Origin of the sequence: Pseudomonas sp. 22072, assembly GCF_052046095.1 — a bacterium.
Lineage (GTDB): Bacteria > Pseudomonadota > Gammaproteobacteria > Pseudomonadales > Pseudomonadaceae > Aquipseudomonas > Aquipseudomonas paracarnis.
This window is the reverse complement of the sequence record NZ_JBQEQE010000019.1, coordinates 14312-29930: the sequence shown is the minus strand read 5'-3', so window position 1 is coordinate 29930 and position 15619 is coordinate 14312. Positions and strand designations below refer to the sequence as shown.

Genomic DNA, 15619 nt, shown 5'->3' with positions numbered 1-15619 from the left:
GTGGATGATTAATATTTGTCGGATGCTTCTCTAATTTCTTAGTTAAAGCAGTGTAGGACGTTGTCAGAGCCTTCCTAAGGCTGGCGGTCTTTGGCGCTGTAAGGCGCGCAGCTACGTGGTTCACGTCCTGGGATAGTCATCGACTGTTCTTTTGGTTGTACCTGCACTTTTGTTGCAGAGTGCTAATGTTGAATCCATGTCGTGCTGCGCAACGGATGACAAGCCTACAAGTGTAATAGGTCGAGCGCTCCTGTGTGGTAGTTGCTCGAAACTAATATTTCAACTCAGGTAGTAGAACGATGAGCACTATTCACGAACAAGCCATGAGCTATGTTTACCAGCAAGTTTTGCAACGTTTAGTGGGGCACTTTACCCGTGCTGAACGTACGGTGCTTCAATTGCTGATCCAGCGAATCGTGGTGGCCGCCGGTGGCATGGAGCAAGTGGGGAATTACAAAGTACTGATCGGGCACGGCGGCGGCGCAGTCAGCAGCTACACCTTGGCGATGCTGCGCGCTGCGCAACTGACCATCGCTGGGCGCGCGCCCAAGACTTTTCATTTGCGTGTGGCCACGTTGCGGCACGCGGGTATGACTCAGGCCACGCTCGATTCGCTGCACCACGGCTACGGCGCGCTATTTTTCCACGATGACCCACGGGTGGAACTGTTGATGGTGGAAAACCACGAAGTGCTGCCCTTCAATCATCAACGGCCTGCGGCCAGTGCCGGGCGTGAAGTGAGCCGGCGCAACAAGCTGATGATCGGGCACCTGACGTCCGGCGACATTCGTGCCACCCTGTGCAACGACACTTTTTTGGCCCTCGGCGATTTCTACCAGCGGGTCGCCACCTGGAGCGGCGGTGTGCATGCTCTGGTCAGCGGCGACTCGGTGCGCAAGCAAAGCCAATATATCGCGTGGCTGAAAAAAAGCGCCTTGGCAACCGGCCTGACATTCGCACCTGGTAACCCGTCGTCGCTCAGTGCATGGTTTGCACGCATGGAGGAATGGAGTGTCGGTTGCTACCGCCACCTGTATGGCGAGCACTACGCAGGCGCTGAGAGTCCTGGCCGGGGCGGGCACCGTCATGTGGCATATATCGGCATTGCCGACCTGCTTGACGACGTGGACGTTGCCCAAGCGCCACTGCTCACTCAATTCCTCGCCCACAAGCGGGACCCATTCGAGTTCCACTTCAGCCATCCTGCTTACCCCAACCCTTTACTCATGGCGCATATGCATGGGTTGCAGGCCCAGTGCCTGCGCGAACTCTCCTACGAACATGGCGTCGAGGGGTTCTTGCGTCAGGCGGCGGACTACCTGCATCGAAGACAGGTACCTGTTGCGTTGATCACCGAAGCGTGTGCTCTGCAGGGCCAACTGTTGTCTACAGCTTGTGCTCAGGCGTTCTCTGGCCTGGACGAAAGCCAATTGACCTGCCTGGTGTTCGCGCCGTTCGTCCAGCATGGCGAACGCCTGGAGGGTTACTTGCGTCAATGCCATCCCGGCATGCTGGTAGCGCTCCCCGAGCTCCACAAGGCCCTGCAGGGCAAGCCCGTCGCGGACATGCTGCACCAGTGGCTGATGGATATCAGCGGGTTGTCGCTGCCGTTGTTGCAGCACCTGTACCGCAAATGCCCGCTGCCGGGCAAACGCAGTGCGCGTGTATGTGAACCTCGTTTCAAGCGGTCCAAGGCTCGTATCACTCAAATGTCGGGACGCTAGTCGCGTGTATTCACCTATGGAAACTGGTGATCAGCGATGAACCTGAGGGGAGAGCGACAGGCAGACTTTGCCTATCAGGCGGTGTATCGCTACATGATCAACCTGATCAATGAAGTCAGCCGGGAAGCACCGGTCAAGCTACCGTCCCTGCGCCAGTTGGCGACGCGGTTGAACGTGTCAATCTCGACGATTCAGTACGCTTACTCGCTGTTGGAAAAAGAAGGGCGAGTGTACTCGGTGGCCAAGTCCGGCTACTTCGCCTGGCCCGTGGCCGCAACCATGCCCATCATGGCGGGTACGGACTTGCTCGAGCGCTTGTATACAGCCGCCCGGCGCCCGGCGATGGTTGTGCTCAGCAATGATGAACCGGCGCTGTTGGGGTCCCTCGATGGCGCGTTGCTGGCGCTGGAGCGCCAACTGGTGCGCCGGTATCCCCATCATCTGCAACCGTCGCAACCTTGTGGCGTGTGGGAGTTGCGTGCTGCATTGGCAGCCCGTTATACCGCGTCGCCCACCCGTTGTTGGCAAGCTGATGAGGTGTATATCGGTGCCGACCTTCAGGGCGTTCTGGAAATCCTCGTTGATGCCCTGGACCTTAAAGGCACGGTGGTGGTAGTTGAATCGCCGTGCGATTACCTGGTCCTGCGCCTGCTACAGGCCGCTGGCGTGCGCGTCATTGAATGGCCCTGGCGGGCCGACGGCCGCCCGGACTTGGCCACATTGGAGCACCTGCTGCGTCATGAACCGGTGCACCTCGTGCTGTTCTCATCCGTGGTCAGCATGCCTTCGGGTAACGCCATGACCGACCCCGAGCGGCTGCACGTAGCGCGTCTGCTCGACCAGCACGGCTGCTGGTTGCTGGAAAACGATACCTTTGGTGACCTGAGCTTTGCGCCGCCCGGATCGGCCTTGCGCAGCCTGGTCAACCCAGAGCGGCTGATCGTGTTTTCTTCGTTCGAAAAGGTTTTGGGCCCGGAAGCACCCTTTGGTTACCTGCTGGCGCGGCAGATGAGCAGTGAATTGCAGCGCCAGTTTTTGCTGCGTTCGTTTCGATTGTCCGCCATTCGTCAACGCGCCATTGCGCGGCTGTACGAAAGCGGTCGGTTCGACCAGCACCTTCACACGCTGCGCCAGCGCCTGCATGAGCAGGCGCACGCCATGAGTCACCGCTTGGATGCGCGTATGCAAGGGTGTGTGCATTACCGCATGCCCGTGGCCGGGGCGAGTTTCTGGTTGCAGTCGACGGCGCCGGTGGATATGCGCCTGGTGTTTCAGCGCATGCTCGCCCAGCAGGTGGTGATTGCCCCAGGCGAATTGTTCAGCCTCAGTGGTTTGCATCACCAGCATATGCGCTTGAGCCATACCTTCAGCGGCCATCCGAACCTGGACATCGCCCTGGATACGCTGGCGCAGACGCTCCTGCAGGCGCAGACCGAGTAGGAGCGAGCAAGCTCGCTCCTACAACTATCCAATGTGTGAGCCGGCTTGCCTGCGATAGCGGCCTGACAGCCGATCAGGATGTAGCGTATGAAATTTCTCTTCAGACCGTCGGATCGATACCGTCGCGCAGTAGTCCAAGTCCCAGTAAACTGTCATTTTTTCCGAATCCTTCTTTGCGAGGTTTATGCATGACTATCAGTCCTTTTGCGGGCAAGCCGGCACCAGCCCAGTTGCTGGTGGATATCCCGCGACTGGTCACGGCCTATTACACCGGCCAGCCTGATGCAGCGATCTCCACTCAGCGCGTGGCTTTTGGTACCTCCGGGCACCGTGGCAGTTCGTTCGAACTGAGTTTCAACGAGTGGCATGTGCTGGCTATCAGCCAGGCCATTTGCCTGTACCGCGAAGCTCAGGGCATTACCGGCCCTTTGTTTGTCGGCTTGGATACCCATGCATTGTCGACGCCAGCCGGTGCCAGCGCCTTGGAAGTACTGGCGGCCAACGGCGTGCACGTCATGCTGGCCGAGGGCGACGAGTACACGCCGACGCCGGCGATTTCCCACGCCATCATCTGCTATAACCGGGGCCGTACCAGCGGCCTGGCGGACGGCATTGTGATTACACCGTCTCACAACCCGCCGCAAAGTGGCGGCTACAAGTACAACCCGCCTAACGGTGGCCCAGCCGATACTCACGTCACCAAGTGGATCGAAGCCAAGGCCAACGAACTGCTCGCCAACAAGCTGGCCGGGGTCAAGCGCATCACTCACGGCCAGGCGCTCAAGGCCGACACCACCCATCGCCATGACTACCTCAACAGCTATGTGGCCGACCTGATCAATGTGATCGACATGGACGCGATCCGCAGCGCCGACCTGCGCTTGGGCGTGGATCCGCTGGGCGGAGCAGGGGTGCGCTACTGGTCGGCGATTGCCGAGCACTACCGTTTGAACCTGGAGGTGGTGAATACCGAGGTCGACGCCACCTTTCGCTTCATGAGCGTCGACTGGGACGGCCAGATTCGCATGGACCCGTCCTCCAGCTATGCCATGCAAAGCCTGATCGGTCTCAAGGAGCGTTTCGACGTTGCCTTCGCCTGCGACCCGGACCACGACCGCCACGGCATCGTCACGCCTTCCGGTGGTTTGCTGGCGCCCAACAACTACCTGGCGGTGTCCATCGACTATCTGTTCCAGAACCGCCCGGACTGGCGTGCCGATGCGGCCGTGGGCAAGACCGTGGTCAGCAGCGGCCTTATCGACCGCGTCGCGGCGCGCATCGGCCGTCGCCTGTACGAAGTGCCGGTGGGCTTCAAATGGTTTGCCGATGGCTTGTTTGAAGGTTCGTTGGGGTTTGGCGGCGAAGAAAGCGCCGGTGCCTCGTTCCTGCGCAAGGACGGCAGCGTGTGGAGCACCGACAAGGACGGCCTGATCCCGGCCTTGCTGGCCGCGGAAATGACCTCGCGCAAAGGCCAGGACCCGAGCCAGATCTACCGTGGCTTGACCGATGCCCTGGGTGAGCCCTTCGCCATTCGCGTGGATGCCAAGGCCACTCCCGCGCAAAAAGCCCTGCTTGGCAAACTGTCACCGGAGCAGGTCACGTCCACGCAATTGGCCGGGGAGAGCATTCAACAGATCCTCAGCCATGCGCCGGGCAACAACCAGGCGATTGGCGGTTTGAAAGTCATGACCGAAAACGGCTGGTTTGCCGCACGGCCTTCGGGCACTGAGGACATCTACAAGATCTACGCCGAGAGCTTTATCGGCGAAGAACACCTCAAGCAACTGGTGGAAGAAGCGCAGGTGTTGGTAGACGGCGCAATCAGCCAATAACTGACACTGTATGTAGGAGCGAGCTTGCTCGCGAAAAACGTCAACGATAACGCGTGCTTCCTGAGTGAACGCGGTGCCGGTGAGTTCTTCGCGAGCAAGCTCGCTCCTACATGATCAGGCCAGGTCCACCAGCACGATTTCGCTGTCCTCGATTGCGGTCACCCGCAACACTTGTTCATCCTCAACCGCCACGCCGTCCCGCGCCCGTGCCCGCACACCATTGACGTCAATCACGCCCGTGGCGGGCACCAGGTATGCCCGGCGGCCGCTGTCCAGCCGGTACTCCGCGCTTTCCCCGGCCTTCAGGTTCGCGGCCACCAAGCGTGCATCGGCACGAATCCGCAAGCTTTCAGTGTCGCCAGCCTTGCCGCTGGCTAGCGTCACAAAGCCCTCGCGGTTGCCTTGCGGAAACGGTTTGGCGCCCCAGGACGGTGGCAAGCCAGCTTCATTGGGGATGATCCAGATCTGGAAGATTTTGGTTGGCGTGGCCTCCAGGTTGTATTCGCTGTGGGCAATGCCGGTGCCCGCGCTCATTACCTGCACATCTCCGGCTTCGGTGCGGCCTTTGTTGCCCAGGTTGTCGGCATGGCTGATGGCGCCTTCGCGCACATAAGTGATGATTTCCATGTCGCGGTGTGAGTGCTGGGGAAAGCCGCTGCCGGGGGCGATGATGTCGTCGTTCCACACCCGCAGGTTGCCCCAGTGCATGCGCTGGGGGTCGTGGTATTCGGCAAAGGAAAAGTGGTGATGAGCGTCAAGCCAGCCATGGTGGGCGCCGCCCAGGCTGGTGAAAGGTCGAAGTTCAAGCATGATCGTCTCCTGTTGATGAGCCCATCATCCCGCAGCGCATGATCGATAAAAAGCGTAAAAAATGCCGGTTTATGATCCGTTTTTTCGATGATTATTCCCGATGTTCACTTTCACTTCATCGCCTAACTGCATGACAGCAAAGCAATTGGCTGGAACTGAGCGGCGTTTCCGGCGACCATGGCGCCTTGGTCAAAACAAGCTCACCGCAGGAGTCCGCGTGTCGCAACAACAGCCTGATCTGCCCCCCGAACTGCGCCCCTTGGCTGAAATGCCGCTGTTGAAACGGCTGGCCGCGCGCCTGTTCGGTCATGGCCTCACCCGTTTGCGCGCGCAGCACAGGTTTTCCTGGTTACATGGCCAGGCCGACGGTTTTCGCAGTGGGCATGAGGCGGGCGTTGAATACGGTTACCGCGAGGGTAAGGCTGATGGCATCGAGGAAGGCCGGCAAGTCCTGCTGATTCGTGACTTTCGCCCTGATGAGCACAGCGCACCAGGCATAGATGACAGCCTGTTCGACGACTGGCGATTGCCGCTCACCGCGGAGGTGAAGAAGCGCATGAAGGCCGATGTCGCGCGCCTGCTGCCAGCCCATGCGCAGCCAAGCGCGGCGCAATGGAAGATGATTTTCAGCGACACCCCCTCGACCTCAGTGATTGCGGGTGCCGGCGCCGGCAAGTCGACGTCCCTGGTGCTGCGCATCCTGCTGCTCAGCCATTACCTGGGCTTTGAACTGAGTTCGATGACGGTGGTGACGTTCACCCGCGAGTCGCGCAAGGACTTCATCAACAAACTCATGGAAATTCTCAGCCTGTGGGGCCAACCCCTTGGCAGCAAGGAAGCCCAGGCGGTGGTGCGCACCTTTCACTCGCGCATCCTGCCCATGGTGCGCAGCCTGCCGGGCTTTGAACGGCTGCAGGCTTTTGAGAACCTCAGCGATGGTTTTGAAGACGCCGACAGCAACGCCTTCGACCTGCGTATCAGTGACGCCCAGCGGCAGCAGATGAACGCTTGTTATCACCGCTTGTATGGTCGCCATCAGCGTTTTCGCGAGTTGATTGCACCCTTGGCCCGGCATGGTCTCCAGCTCAAAGAGCTAGAACGCGATCATCCGGACGTGCAAAAGCGCATGGCCGTGACTGAATTGGCGGCCAAGCGCGATGAAGAACTCTGTGATGTGATCGAGGATTTATGGTTTCGCGCCGGTGCCTGGCCGATCAAGGGCATCGAACCCAGCCGTCAGACCTTTGAAATCAACGGCGCGCAATTTCATTGCCACGGCTACATCCGGGAGCTGGATGCCTGGGTGGTGCTCGGGTTCGATGGGCACGAAAACCCTCAGATCAGTCGGCCGAACTCGAAACTCTCGGTGCGCGCTGAATGGGCAGTGAAACGCACCCTGTTTCAAGCTTTCTGTAATAAGCCGCTGATATGGCTGGATAATTACGAATCTTCAAAGCGCCTTTTGAGCAGCCTGGGCGGCGATGCCACGGCCGGGCCAGGCTTTGATTACAAGGTCAAAGGTGAACTCGCTTCAGCCCCTCTGTTGGACAGTTTTGTCATGGCGGCCGGGTTTATCGAGAACCTCGGCCTGGATGTGCCTACGGCGGTTGGCCAGATGAGCTTCGCCAAGGACGACCCGGACCGGCTGTTCTTCGAGGCCCTGAGCATTTTCTGGAAGGCCCTGGAAGATCACTTGTTGGAGCAGTCGCCGCCGATCATGACCTACAACCGGATGTTTTCCCTGTTTGGTGAAAACACCCCTGAGAACCTCAAGCTGCTGAGTGATCCCTTGCTGCGGCCGATGTCGCACCTGATGATCGATGAATTCCAGGACGTATCGCCGCAGATCGCGTCCTGGATCCGCGCCAGCCTGCGGGAAATCCGCAGCCGCGGGCCGGCCATGCACGTCGGGCGAGGTGCGCAACGCTCATCGTTGCTGTGCGTGGGGGACGATTGGCAATCCATCTACGGCTGGCGTGGCAGTTCGCCCAAGTACTTCATGGAGTTCAACAAGGAGTTCGTTTCGCCCAGCACCACCCGCGTGATGCTGGGGGAGAACTACCGCAGCCACCAGCACATCATCGACGCTGCCGAACATATCGTCCGTAGCGCGCCGGCCATCCCCGGCAAAAAGGCCAGGGCCAGTGGCGAGCCCAAGGCGCTGGTGCCCGTCACGGTGTTGGAACGTGACGACGCGGCACTGGCGCAGCGGTTGCTGGAGCATTATCAGCGGGGCGATTCGATCCTGATGCTTTATCGAAGAAGTAGCGATAAGTTATTGATTGGCGAGCATATTCAGTCTGTAGTTAATGTGGATTCTAGCTTGGTGCCTCAGGCGCGCAGGTTGAAACAGCTGACGTATCACAGTGCCAAGGGGCTGCAGGCGGACGCGGTATTTTTGCTGGGCGATTGTCAGCATGTCACCAGCTCGCCGTACAAGAACCAGGTGTATCGCATGGCGGGCTTGGGTAAGGATGGCGACAGCGAGCCTTATGACAATGCCCAGAGAGACGAAGTGTTGCGACTGGCCTATGTGGGGATTACTCGAGCGGTCAGCCATTGTTATTGGTATGTGGAAAAGCCGGAAGGCCAGGGTGTGAATGTGCCCAGGGCGTCTGAGCGGGTGGATGGCAGGAAGGTGTTTTTTGATGATCAGCGTGCAGTGAAGGGGGCTGGCTGACCTTCGATTAAGGCCCGACGCCGACGCGTCTCTACCTGACAACACGGGGTCGAACATGTGGGAGCTGGCTTGCCTGCGATTGCGGCCTGACAGTCAGCACAATTGGATTGTGTACATATCCATTCCTGCGGTAACGGCCACTTAGGGTTCCGCTCAACAGCGGGTCACTTTTGGAAAGGCCCAAAAGTAACCAAAAGGCCTTCGCCCCACCACTCGGCACCTCGCCTAGGCTCGGTGTGCCCTCACTCCGGCTTGAATCCGTGGGCCGCCGTCATGGGCCATCCTTGGCCCAGGACGGCTAACCCGGCGTCCTGCCGGGTTACCCACGAATTCAAGCCTGCGTTCGGCCAGCGTGGTTTAACGGGGCGCCTGAGATCAAGATCAAGAGCGGCTCGCTTCGCATCGTGGTTACCGTCAAAGTGGGCGTTATTACGCTATTGCCGCCTCACGCCCGCAACGAAACCGGCGGCACGAAACTCTCCAATTCATCCTCCACTGCCTCGATGATGCGCTCCACATCAGCCGCGTTCATCACCGTAGCGCACGGGATCCCCGCGATGGCGATCAATGTCTCGCCGCTGGCCCGGTCGAACAGGCGGGCGATCATGCTGCCGGGGGCGTCCATGCTGCCCTCGAAGCCCATCGGGTGAAAATGCCAGCGCATCAGCTGGCAGGCGTTGGGAAATGTCACTTTGTTCATGTTGCCCACCTTGTTCATTGAGCGCTTCCTTTAGCTCGCGGCAGGGGCCAGGACCTTCACTGGTCATGACAGCTAAGGGCTTAAAAATAGCATTCGTTCGCAACTGCAAGGTGACTTTTTTCGGCCCGTTCGGCGGTTCTTTCGCCTGGTTTTGATATAGATCATGTCCTACAAAGGAATAGGCAAAAGGCCATTAGTCAGACGCTCAATCTGACCATTGAAGGCAAGGGTAAACTTCGGCATTCTCAAAAATTTTCCCCGCCGTAGAGCCCGATATGTCCGACATCGCTCCAGACGATGAGTGTCACAATTCCCACGCTACCGGCGAGTTGGTGCTGCGCCATCACCTGTGCTGGCGACATCGCGATCTGGACGGGGTGATGGCTTACTACCACCCCGAGATCCTGTACCACGATTTTTTCCAGAACCGTGTGGTGGGCTATGCCGAGTTGCGCGAGTACCTGCAGGCCAGCATGCCCCGTGAGGCGGATGAGGCGATTGAACACACTGATCGCATCCGCGCCGATGGCGATACCGCGTTTATCCAGTACCGCATTACCTTGCGTGGCGGCCAGGGCCTGGTGTCGTTTCGTACCAGTGAGGCCATTACGGTGCGCGACGGGTTGATCTGGCGGGTGCATGAATATGCGTCCCTGGTGCACGAGCAACCGACCCAGGCGCTGCGTACCACGGTCAGCCGCCTGGGTTTGTCGCCCCAGCAGTTGGGTTATATGGCCAATGACCTGCAACAATATTTCGAGCGTCAGCAGCCGTACCTGGACCCGGACTTGGACCTGCAGCGGGTCGCCAAGGCCTGTGGCTACAGTCGCAACCAGATGTCCTACCTGCTGAACCAGGTGCTGGGGCAGAGCTTCTATCGCTACGTCAACCAGGCGCGACTCCAGCATGTACTGGCCGCGCTGGACCACGCCACCGCGCCGGTCAAAGTCGATGAGTTGGCCTTTGCCGCCGGTTTCAATTCACTCTCGGCGTTCTACAGCGCTTTTCGCCAGCACACCGGGCAATCGCCCAAGGCGTACCTCAAACAAATTTCTGTGCGTGCACGCGCGCAAGACAGCCCCTGACGCTGCACTCTAGGATCGGCCCTATCGAACCGAGGTAGGGGAACCTGGCATGCCGGCATGGCGCAGTATCAGTTTATGGATGGACCAGTTGGACGACCCGCTGGTAGCGCGCCCGTCGCTGGAGCACGACCTGGACGTCAATGTGGCGATTATCGGCGCCGGCTATACCGGCCTGTGGACCGCCTATTACCTGAAGCGCCAGGCCCCTGAGCTGAAAATTGCAATCATCGAGGCGCAAACGGCCGGTTTCGGCGCATCCGGGCGCAATGGTGGCTGGTTGATGGGCAACCTCTTGGGAGAAGACCGTCTGCTGGCTGAGCTTGCCCCCCAGCAGCGTCGCGCTTCGTTTGACCTCTTGCATGGCATTCCTGATGAAGTGGCACAGGTGCTGGTCCGCGAAGGCATTGACTGCGACTACCGCAAAGGCGGCGCCTTGTATTGCGCCGCACGCTACCCCGAGCAGGAAGGCAGCCTGCGCCGCTATCTGGACAAGCTGTACGCCCAGGGCCTCACCGAAGACGACTACCGCTGGCTCAGCCCGCAGCAATTGGCCGAGCAGGTCCGCATTGCCAAGCCTTATGGCGGCATCTATGCCCCCCACGTCGCGACGATCAACCCGGCGAAGCTGGTGCGTGGCCTGGCGCGGGCGGTTGAAAGCCTGGGCGTGACCATTTACGAAAACAGCCCCGTGACCCATTGGCAGTCCGGCAGCCTGCGCACTGCCAAGGCCTGCGTGCGCGCCGCCTGGGTGGTGCCTGCTGTCGAGGGTTACGCCAATACCTTGCCGCCGTTGGGCCGCTACCAGTTACCGGTGCAGAGCTTGATCGTCGCCACCGAACCGCTGCCGGCCAGCACCTGGGAGGGCATCGGGCTCAGCCAGGGCCAGGCCTTTGGCGAGAGCAGCCGACAAGTCACCTACGGCCAGCGCACGGCCGACAATCGCCTGGTGTTCGGCGCCCGTGGTGGCTATCAATTTGCCGGCAAGTTACGGCACAACTTCGACCTGACGGACAGCGAAGTAGAGTTGCGTCGCTACCTGTTTGGTGAACTCTTCCCACAGCTGAAAAAGGCCAGGATTACCCACTCCTGGGGCGGCAACCTGGGCATGTCGCGCCGTTTTCGTCCGCACATGCTCTGTGACCACGCCACTGGCATCGCACTGTCCGGCGGTTATGGCGGGGAGGGCGTGGGCGCCACCAACCTCGGCGGCCGTACCCTGGCCGACTTGATCCTGGGCCGCGACACCCCGTTGACCCGACAACCCTGGGTGATTCGCGAAGGCGGACTCCAGGCGCTCAAGGCCTGGGAGCCCGAGCCGTGCCGCTGGCTGGGTTACAACGCGATCATTCGCAGTTTTGTCCATGAAGACCAGGTGTTGGCCAACCCCAACACTCCGCCCTGGCGCCGCAAGCTGGCAACCGGCGTTGCCGGTTTCATGGAAGGCTTCATGCACTGACTCGTTCCACCCACAGGGGAAAACCCATGAGCATTACGCAATTCAAAGACACGCTGAACACCGCTCTGCCAGATTCATCACCGGTGACGGTGCCCCTGGGCGCGCCCATCGCCGTGGCCTCGACCCTGAGCGTGGAGCGCAATGACGGGGTCGAGACCGGCATCTGGGCCTGCACCCCGGGGCGCTGGCGTCGGCAGATCAAGTCCCAGGAGTTTTGCCATTTCATCCAAGGGCGCTGCACCTTCACGCCCGACAACGGGGAAACCCTGCACATACAAGCCGGTGACGCACTGATGTTGCCAGTCAATAGCACCGGTATCTGGGATATCCAGGAAACCGTGCGCAAGACCTACGTCCTGATTCTGTAACGCTTTGATCCTTGATCGCCTGCCATAAAAACAGCCCTAAAACCGCCAGGAAATCGAACCATGAAAGCCATTGCCCTGTTGCCCTTGATGTTGCTGGCTACTATCAGCCAGGCTGCCGAGACCGTGAAGATCTATAACTGGTCGGACTACATCGCACCGGACACCACCAGGAATTTCCAGAAAGACACCGGCATCGGTTTCACCTATGACCTGTACGACAGCAACGAAACCCTCGATGGCAAGCTGATGACCGGTAAATCGGGTTACGACGTGGTGTTTCCCTCCAACCATTTCATGGCTCGGCAGATCCAGGGCGGCGCCCTTAAAAAGCTCGACAAGAGCCAGCTGCCCAACTGGAAAAATCTCAACCCGGTGCTGCTCAAGGCCGTGGAAAACAATGACCCTGGCAATGCTCACGGCTTTCCGTACCTGTGGGGCAGCACCGGCATTGGCTACAACATCGACAAGGTCAAGGCGGTACTCGGCGACGACGCCCCGGTGGACTCCTGGGACTTGATCTTCCAGCCGGAAAACATGGCCAAGCTGCAAAAGTGCGGGGTCGCCATCCTCGACAACGGCCCCGAACTGCTGCCAGCCGCGCTCAATTACCTGGGCTTGCCGCACCACAGCAAAAAAGCCGAGGACTACAAGAAGGCCGAAGCCCTGCTGATGCAAGTGCGGCCTTACGTGGCGTATTTTCATTCCTCGAAATACACCGCCGACCTGGCCAATGGCGATATCTGTGTAGCCGTCGGTTTCTCCGGCGACATCCTGCAGGCCGAAAGCCGCGCCAAGGAAGCCAGGAACGGCGTGAATATCGGCTACAACATTCCCAAGGAAGGCGCGGCGATCTGGTTTGACATGGTCGCCATGCCCGCCGACGCGCCGGATGAGAAAGCCGGCTATGCCTTCATGAACTATCTGCTGCGCCCCGACGTGATGGCGAGTGTCACCAACTACGTGCACTACGCTAACGGCAACGCGGCGGCCGACAGCCTGGTAGACCCGGCGATCAAGGCCGACACCAAGGTGTATCCGAGCCCGGAGATGATGGGCAAGCTGTTTGCACTGCAAGCCATGCCGTTGAATATCGACCGGGTGCGTACTCGGGTATGGAATACCATACGGACGGGGCGTTGACAGGCGCCAACCACGCTTTCAGCTCGAATGAGGTTTATGGGTTCTCCAGGTCATGCCCCAATGACTGGATGAATAGTGAAAACAACTCGGGCTGCGACGAAATGTCCAGCTTGGCGTACAGATGCCTGCGGTGCACTTTTACGGTGTCCGGCGAGATCTTCAAGCGTTCGGCCATGGCCTTGGAGGAGAACCCACGCAACACCAGCCGGGCGATTTCCAGCTCGCGGTCCGACAGCACACCGCTGCCGAAATGACTCAGGGCATCGCGAATCTGGCTGTCCATGGCCGGTGCCCGCTGGGTGCTTTGCTGCCAATGCTGGTGCATGAGCGGCAACACCCACGCCGACAGCGTGGTCAACAGCCCGGTTTCTTCGAAGCTGAAGCGCCGCTGCATGCCCAGCGACAGCGACAGCGTGCCCACGCCGGGCAGTTGCAGGATCACTTGCACTTCGTCTTCCAGCACATTGTCGTGGAAGTAATTGAGGAAGTACTCACTCTGGCGAAAATGGTCCGGCGCCACTTCCTCCAGGCGGTATACGCCGCTGGCATAGTTTTCGCGGCAAGCCTGGTAAAACGGGTCGAGCAGGTACAGGCCGTTGAGGTACACCAGCATCGACGCCGGCTTGCTGCTGGGTTGGGCGTCGTACTCCTCCAGGGCCTGGGGCGGGCCATCCAGCGGGTAGAAAATCGCCAGGGCATTATCGAAGGGCAGGCACTGATGCAATAACAGTACCAGTTGCTTCCAGAACCGCTCGGTGCCGATCTGTGACAGGGTGCGGCCCAACCCCGCGTGCATACCGATTTCCCGGAACAGGCTCATCTCAACATCCCCACCCTCAAATGATCGGCCAAGGGTTAGGCTTCTGCTGGGCACCGTCAAGGGGAGTACGCCAATAGGGGAATTGGCCGGCAGCCCCACCAGCCGATAACGTCGACACTGTCCAACGGGAAGCATATCCCGAGGAACAATCATTTTTCGTTTCTGCCTCACACCAAAAACAACGACAGAGGATAACGATATGAGTGCCACCCCCGCGCCCGATGGCGTGCTCAAGCCCACCCTGAGCGTCTTTGATGTCGTGGCGATTACCGTTTCAGCGGTAACGCCGGCCAGTTCCGTCTTCGTGATCGCCCCGTTTGCCATCCAGCAGGCGGGCAGTGGCGTGTTCCTGGCGTTTGTGATGGCGGCGTTGCTCGCGTTGATGTTCGCCTTCTGTTACGCCGAACTCGGCCGCGCCCATAACAGCGCCGGCGGCGAGTATGTGTATGCCAAGCGCGTGTTTGGTGGCATGGCCGGTTACGCCACCTTCCTGACGGTGTTGGTGATGTTGCTGTTTATCCCGCCGGTATTGGCGACCGGTGCGGCGACTTACCTGAATAACGCCCTCGGCACGACATTCGATTCGCAAACCGTCGCCCTGGTGATCGTGGTGTGCAGCTACGCCCTGGGCATCCTCAACATCAAGCTCAACGCCTGGATCACCGGCACCTGCCTGCTATTGGAAGTGGCGGCGTTGCTGGTGATTGTCGTGATCGGCTTCGGTAACCCGGTGCAACCGGCCAGTGTGTTGTTGCAGCCGCAGATCGTCGAAAACGGCGTGTTGCACCTGGCACCCTGGGCCTTGGTGATCGGCGCCGTCGGCATCGGCCTGTTCTCGTTCAACGGCTACGGCCCGGCGGTGTTGCTGGCCGAAGACATGAAGTGCGGCGGCAAGGGCGTGCACAAGGCGGTGCTATGGTCGTTGGGGTTGGTGGTGGTCATCGAGTTGGTGCCGATCACCGCGCTGTTGATCGGCGCGCCGTCCTTGAGCGAGATGATCAGCAGCCCCGACCCGATCGGCTATCTGTTGACCAGTCATGGCAATGAAACCTTGTCGCGGCTGGTGAGTGCCGGGATTTTCCTGTCGGTGTTCAACGCCATCGTTGCCATCGTGATCCAGATTGGCCGCGTGGTATTCAGTAGCGGTCGCGATGCGCTGTGGACGCCGAGTATCAACAAGCTGTTCACGCGTATTCACCCGCGCTGGGACTCGCCGTGGCTGGCGACGCTGTTCCTGGCGATACCCTCGGCGCTGTTGAGCTTCAGTTCTAACCTGGCCGACCTGACCTCGTTCAGCGTGCTGCTGATCATGCTGGTGTACCTGGTAGTGGCGCTGAGCGCGCTGATGAGCCGGGTGCTGCTGCGTGATCGCGAACATCCCTATCGCATGCCGTTATGGCCGCTGCCGGCATTGCTGGCGGTACTGGGTGCCGGTTACCTGCTGGTCACCTTGATCCTGGAGGCCTCGGTACGCGACATCATGATTATCATCGGCTTGCTGGCCCTGTCGGTGATCTTGTATTGCATCAGTGGCCGGTTGAGTCCGGCGTTCCAGAAACTGTAA

General features: G+C 59.8%; 12 protein-coding genes. 9 read left to right on the top strand and 3 right to left on the bottom strand.

What is annotated here, in order from left to right:
* Positions 1-299: 299 nt before the first annotated feature.
* From ACTJLA_RS19195 to pgm, 3 genes are all read left to right on the top strand, one after another.
* Complete coding sequence (locus ACTJLA_RS19195) at positions 300-1724, top strand: hypothetical protein (protein WP_440841893.1); 1425 nt, start codon at positions 300-302, stop codon at positions 1722-1724.
* Positions 1725-1760: 36 nt separating this feature from the next.
* Entirely contained in the window at positions 1761-3164 is a 1404-nt protein-coding gene (locus tag ACTJLA_RS19190) for a PLP-dependent aminotransferase family protein (protein WP_440841892.1), read from the top strand.
* A 188-nt stretch (positions 3165-3352) separates the two neighbouring features.
* Entirely contained in the window at positions 3353-4996 is a 1644-nt protein-coding gene (pgm, locus tag ACTJLA_RS19185) for a phosphoglucomutase (alpha-D-glucose-1,6-bisphosphate-dependent) (RefSeq protein ID WP_054922183.1), read from the top strand.
* Between the two features lie 114 nt (positions 4997-5110).
* Here pgm and ACTJLA_RS19180 read toward each other — a convergent pair whose 3' ends face one another.
* The gene (locus ACTJLA_RS19180) at positions 5111-5806 is read right to left on the bottom strand and encodes a pirin family protein (RefSeq protein ID WP_440841890.1); all 696 of its coding nucleotides are present in this window, start codon (positions 5804-5806) and stop codon (positions 5111-5113) included.
* Positions 5807-6023: 217 nt separating this feature from the next.
* On the opposite strand from ACTJLA_RS19180, the gene ACTJLA_RS19175 reads away from it, so the two are divergent.
* Positions 6024-8486 carry a UvrD-helicase domain-containing protein gene (locus ACTJLA_RS19175; protein ID WP_089041648.1) on the top strand — a complete coding sequence of 821 codons (2463 nt, stop codon included), beginning with the start codon at positions 6024-6026 and terminating at the stop codon, positions 8484-8486.
* A 445-nt stretch (positions 8487-8931) separates the two neighbouring features.
* Here the strand turns inward: ACTJLA_RS19175 and ACTJLA_RS19170 are convergent, their stop codons facing one another.
* On the bottom strand, positions 8932-9204 hold the full coding sequence (locus ACTJLA_RS19170; RefSeq protein ID WP_014718395.1) for a DUF1652 domain-containing protein: 273 nt from the start codon (positions 9202-9204) through the stop codon (positions 8932-8934).
* A 257-nt stretch (positions 9205-9461) separates the two neighbouring features.
* Between ACTJLA_RS19170 and ACTJLA_RS19165 the strand changes: the two genes are divergently transcribed.
* From ACTJLA_RS19165 to ACTJLA_RS19150, 4 genes are read left to right on the top strand one after another with little or no spacing between them, the layout of a single operon-like run.
* The gene (locus tag ACTJLA_RS19165; RefSeq protein ID WP_054922191.1) at positions 9462-10271 is read left to right on the top strand and encodes a helix-turn-helix transcriptional regulator; all 810 of its coding nucleotides are present in this window, start codon (positions 9462-9464) and stop codon (positions 10269-10271) included.
* A 49-nt stretch (positions 10272-10320) separates the two neighbouring features.
* Positions 10321-11727 carry an NAD(P)/FAD-dependent oxidoreductase gene (locus ACTJLA_RS19160; protein ID WP_034127702.1) on the top strand — a complete coding sequence of 469 codons (1407 nt, stop codon included), beginning with the start codon at positions 10321-10323 and terminating at the stop codon, positions 11725-11727.
* A 26-nt stretch (positions 11728-11753) separates the two neighbouring features.
* On the top strand, positions 11754-12095 hold the full coding sequence (locus tag ACTJLA_RS19155) for a cupin domain-containing protein (protein ID WP_072448569.1): 342 nt from the start codon (positions 11754-11756) through the stop codon (positions 12093-12095).
* A gap of 60 nt (positions 12096-12155) precedes the next feature.
* Positions 12156-13235 carry a polyamine ABC transporter substrate-binding protein gene (locus ACTJLA_RS19150; protein WP_054922193.1) on the top strand — a complete coding sequence of 360 codons (1080 nt, stop codon included), beginning with the start codon at positions 12156-12158 and terminating at the stop codon, positions 13233-13235.
* A 34-nt stretch (positions 13236-13269) separates the two neighbouring features.
* Here ACTJLA_RS19150 and ACTJLA_RS19145 read toward each other — a convergent pair whose 3' ends face one another.
* On the bottom strand, positions 13270-14055 hold the full coding sequence (locus ACTJLA_RS19145) for a helix-turn-helix transcriptional regulator (RefSeq protein ID WP_054898104.1): 786 nt from the start codon (positions 14053-14055) through the stop codon (positions 13270-13272).
* A gap of 199 nt (positions 14056-14254) precedes the next feature.
* On the opposite strand from ACTJLA_RS19145, the gene ACTJLA_RS19140 reads away from it, so the two are divergent.
* Positions 14255-15619 (top strand): APC family permease, encoded by a 1365-nt coding sequence (locus ACTJLA_RS19140; protein ID WP_089041650.1) that lies wholly within the window; start codon positions 14255-14257, stop codon positions 15617-15619.